Below are 4,628 nucleotides of genomic sequence, written 5' to 3'. Positions count from 1 at the left end.
TGCGGGGGGGCCCGCGCGGCGTGCGCCGACCGCCCGCGCCCCGGCGGGCCCCCCCGCCGACATCCGTACAGCACCCGGACCGGATCCCGCGGCGGCGCTAGAGGCGCAGCGAGACGCCACGGGTCGCCGGGCGGATCATGCTGTCCTGCACGAAGGAGGCCACGAGGTCGCCGCCCGCGCGGAAGACGTCCGCCCGGCCGTAGCCGCGGCCGCGGCCCGCATACGAGCTGTGGTGCGCGAGCAGCAGCCACTCCCCCGCGTGGCACGGTTCGTGAAAGGTGAGGGTGTGGCTCAGAACGCCGGTCGAGACCGTCACGTGCGCCTGCGCCTGCCCGACACCCTCGTGCGGGCGCATCGCCGTACCGATGAGGAAGCCGTCGGTGGTGAACGCCACCAGCGCCTGGCTGATCGCGGGATCGTCGGGCGCACCGGTCCACCGGCTCCAGACGTTGAGGTCAGGGGGTCCGACCGCGGTCGGGTCGCTGATGTCCACCCCACCCTCGATCTCCACCTGCCAGCCGCCGCCGTCCGGGCCCTTCCCCGTCGGCGGGACGAGGGCCGCCAGCGGTGTGTCGGCGTGCCGGATGAAGTCGGGCTCGTCTACGGACAGAAGCACCACGGATTCGGCGCAGACGCGCTCGCCCTGCTGGATGGTCACCGTGCTGCTCGCCAGCGCGCGGCCCTCGTGCACGCGGGTCACGATGATGTCGAGCGCGACGTCGGGCCGGGCGGTGCGGGCGAAGACGGTGTGCAGCGTCTTCACCGCCTTGTCCTCGTGCCCGACGCGCGCCGCCACCAGGGCCTGGGCCAGGAGCTGACCCCCGAACACCACCCCGTGCTCGATCGGCAGACTGCGCGCGCGAAAACGGTCCGGTCCGACCGGTTCCAGGGCCAGGGTCTCCAGTACCGCCGCCACCGAGAACGCCATGCACCCCTCCAGAGTCGTCGCCGTCGAGGACGTCCAGGCGATCCGGGGATCAGACTAGGAAATTATTGATTCCGATGTCAATACTAGATTCTGTCGGCCGGGGTCCCCCTCCGGTCCGGCCACCCCCCACGAGGAACGGATCAGGCAGCCGGCGACCCGTCGACGGCGACCGCGTGAAGGAGGACGTTTCCATGCACGTCATCAAGGACGTCTACATCGGCGGCCGGTGGCTTCCGGCCACCTCGGACCAGTCGATCACCGTGCACTCGCCGAGCACCGAGGAACCGGTGGCGCGGGTGCCGGATGCCAGCCCCGGGGACGTCGACGCCGCCGTCGCCGCCGCGCGGCGCGCCTTCGACCGGGGGCCCTGGCCGACGATGGCGCCCGCCGAGCGCGCGAAGGTCATGGAAGCGCTGCTGGAGCAGCTCTCGGCCCGCGCCGACGAGGTGACCCGCCTGATCATCACGGAGGTCGGCACCCCCGTCCTGCTCGCCCGGGTGGCGCAGGTGGACAACGCGCTCGACGTGCTGCGCTACTACGCCGAGCTCGCGGCGACGATGCGGACGGAGACGCCGCGGGCCGGGCGCTACTCACCGGCGCTGGTCCGCGGCGAGCCGGTCGGCACGGTCGCGGCGATCGTCCCGTGGAACGTCCCGCTGTTCCTGACCATGATGAAGCTCGCGCCGGCGCTGGCGGCCGGCTGCACCATGGTGCTCAAGACCGCCGCGGAGACACCGCTCAACGGCAACCTGCTCGCCGAGGCCGCCGACGAGGCCGGACTACCGCCCGGCGTCCTGAACGTGCTCACCGCCGGCCCCGCGACCAGCGAGTATCTCGTCACCCATCCGGGCATCGACAAGGTGGCGTTCACCGGCAGCACCGCCGTCGGCAAGCGGGTCGCCGGCTTGGCCGCGGCCCAGCTCAAGCGGGTCACCCTCGAACTCGGCGGCAAGTCGGCCGCCATCGTGCTCGACGACGTCGACCTCGCCACGGCGATGCCACGGCTGCTCGGCGTGACGATGTCGCTCAGCGGGCAGTTCTGCACCGCCCAGTCCCGCGTCCTCGTCCCCCGCGACCGCTACGACGAGGCCGTCGACCGTTTCGCCGCGGCGGCCAGCGGCCTGCGGGTGGGCGATCCGTTCGACCCGGCGACGTTCATCGGCCCGCTGATCTCGCGCCGCCAGCGCGACCGGGTCCTCGACTACATCGAGATCGGCCGAGGCGAGGGCGCCGTGGTGGTGACCGGTGGGGGCAGGCCCGCCGGGGTCGACCGCGGCTGGTTCGTCGCCCCGACCGTGTTCCGCGACGTCACCAGGGACATGAGGATCGCCCAGGAGGAGATCTTCGGGCCGGTCGTCGCCTTCATCCCGTACGGCGACACCGACGAGGCCGTCGACATCGCCAACGACAGCGCGTTCGGCCTGCACGGCTCCGTGTGGACGAACGACATCGCCCGCGGCGTCGAGATCGCCCGGGGCGTGCGCACCGGCACCTATTCGGTCAACGGCCTGTCCCTCGACCCGGCGGCGCCGTTCGGCGGGGTGAAGAGCTCCGGGCTCGGCCGCGAGATGGGGCCCGAGGGCCTGGCCGCCTACCTGGAGCCGAAGACCATCACGGTGCCGGCGGGCACCGACCTGCCCGGCCTCGCCCAGAACCGGGGCTGACCCGCGGGGCCAGGCGGTGGTCGGCGGCGGCGGTGAGGCCCAGCTCGGGCCCTTCGCCACTGAATGATGCTCTCCATGATTCCGTAGCCGACCGCGTCGCCCTCGCGGACGCACCGATGTCGCGCGTTGCCATGGAGATCCTTCCCCGAAGGCCAGGGCCACAGAGCCATGCCCGCGCACCCTGGTCGCCCGCGCACCACAGCTGTGCCGGTGGGAGCCCCGCGTAGCGGACCCTTCAATCTCACACTCGACGTCAACTTCGACTATAACAGTGGGAGGGTTGCCGGGTCGCCGCTCGCGAGCCGCCCGACAACGGGTCAGGTCCCCGGCGAAGCGACGCCGGGGCGAGGGGGCGGAGGGGCATGGGCAGCGGCCGGCACGAGGTCGACGGGCTGTCGATCGAGCACACGCGTCCCCTCCGACACGGCCACGTAGAACGACCTTTCGATTTTGGAAGAAGACTGGCTTCACTTCTGGTGGAAGTTGCCTAGTCATGAGACGCGTGTCACCATTCACTCCTCACCGGGCGTTTCAGGATCCGTCAGGCGCACGGCCTCTCCCCGCGCCGCCAGCAGTCGCCGCGGCCCCGCCCTCGGCGGACGCGGACGCCCACCATCAGATGTAGGGACACAAAGCGCATGCAGCTAAGCGGTAACCAACTCGACGCCCTCGGTCGGCGACCACCACGGCGACGGCGGGGATCCGCCGGATCTCTCCCGCGGTTCACCTCGACCCTCGCAGCCGTATCCGCGGGATTACTCCTGGTGGTCGCGACCGGCTGTTCGAGCAGCAGCAGCGGCGGGGACACGCCCCAGGCGTCCAGCACCGCGAAGGACGCGACACTGCTGGGGCCGGTCTCGGCCGCAAAGGGCGCCCCGGTGAAGGTCGGTCTGATCACTGACGGCAAGAGCGCCATCGCCGACACATCCATCGAGAGCACCGTCGCCGACGCCACCGCCAAGTACCTCAACGAGCACAAGGCCGGCATCGGCGGCCGGCCGATCCAGCTGGACGAGTGCCTGACGAACAACGACCCGAGCAAGGCCGTCGACTGCGCGAACCAGTTGATCAAGGACAAGGTCGTCGCCGTCCTCATCGGCTCGTCGGCGGTGGGCGACTCGGTCTGGGCCCCGCTGCACACGGCCAAGATCCCGACGATGTACCTCGGCACAACCAGCCCCGCGGCGGTCACGGACACGCAGTCGACCTTCGCCCTCAGCGACCCGCTGGGCGCGCTGATCGGCTCTATCCGGGTGGCGCAGAAGGCCGGCCTCAAGACGGTGACCGCCGTCGTGATCGACGTGCCGGCGGCGGTCAGCGGATTCCAGTCACCTGACCTCCTGGCCGCCTTCAAGAAGGCCGACGTCAAGCTCAAGCTGGTGGCGGTCCCGCCGGGCACGGCCGACATGACGCCGCAGCTGCGCAGCCTGGCCGGCGCGAAGGCCGGCGTCGTCGAGGTCGTCGGCAACGACACGTTCTGCATCAGCGCTTTCAACGGCCTGCGGGCCGTCAACTTCACCGGACCCATGACCGCGATCGCGGCCTGCCTCTCGGACGCGACCCGCAAGGCGGTTCCCGGTGACGTGCTCAAGCGGATCGCGGTGTCGGCGTACTCGCCCGTCGACAACGACAACCCGTCGACACAGTTCTTCGGGGCCGTCACGCGCGCCTATGGCAACGACATCGACACCGAGAACCCGACCGGCATGAACACGTTCGTGCTCCTGAACACCTTCCAGGCGGCGGTCGGCGGAATCACCGGTGACATCACGCCGGCCACGGTGATCAAGACGATCAAGTCCGCGCCGGAGAAGGAGATGCCCGGCAGCGGTGGCCAGAAGTTCCGGTGCAACGGAAAGGCCTACCCGAACATGCCCGCGGTCTGTGTCCGCGGGGGCCTCTTCGCGAACCTGAACGAGAAGGGTAAGCCCGCGAGCTACCTGGTGACCGGCGCCAGCCCGATCGAGAGCTGATCGCAGGACACACACAAAGGCCGGCGGCCGGTTCGATCGAACCGGCCGCCGGCCTTTGTGTGT

At 70.8% G+C, this 4,628-nt stretch carries 3 protein-coding genes; 2 read left to right on the top strand and 1 reads right to left on the bottom strand.

Annotated elements, in window-relative coordinates:
- Window positions 1–97: 97 nt before the first annotated feature.
- Window positions 98–928, bottom strand: a complete 831-nt coding sequence (locus MXD60_RS07950; protein WP_248818342.1) for an acyl-CoA thioesterase — start codon at window positions 926–928, stop codon at window positions 98–100.
- Between the two features lie 191 nt (window positions 929–1,119).
- On the opposite strand from MXD60_RS07950, the gene MXD60_RS07945 reads away from it, so the two are divergent.
- Together MXD60_RS07945 and MXD60_RS07940 are read left to right on the top strand one after the other, a co-directional pair.
- On the top strand, window positions 1,120–2,592 hold the full coding sequence (locus MXD60_RS07945) for an aldehyde dehydrogenase (protein ID WP_248818341.1): 1,473 nt from the start codon (window positions 1,120–1,122) through the stop codon (window positions 2,590–2,592).
- Window positions 2,593–3,356: 764 nt separating this feature from the next.
- Window positions 3,357–4,565 (top strand): ABC transporter substrate-binding protein, encoded by a 1,209-nt coding sequence (locus tag MXD60_RS07940; RefSeq protein ID WP_248818340.1) that lies wholly within the window; start codon window positions 3,357–3,359, stop codon window positions 4,563–4,565.
- The last annotated feature ends 63 nt before the right edge of the window (window positions 4,566–4,628 follow it).

The organism is Frankia sp. AgB32 (assembly GCF_023243045.1).
Lineage (GTDB): Bacteria > Actinomycetota > Actinomycetes > Frankiales > Frankiaceae > Frankia.
The sequence above is the reverse complement of the archived record's forward strand: the minus strand, read 5'-3'. Positions and strand labels throughout refer to the sequence as shown.

Excerpts from the sequence above, each read along its gene's own strand:
- MXD60_RS07950 (WP_248818342.1), bottom strand. The coding sequence starts at position 928 with ATGGCGTTCTCGGTGGCGGCGGTACTGGAGACCCTGGCCCTGGAACCG.
- MXD60_RS07945 (WP_248818341.1), top strand. The coding sequence starts at position 1,120 with ATGCACGTCATCAAGGACGTCTACATCGGCGGCCGGTGGCTTCCGGCC.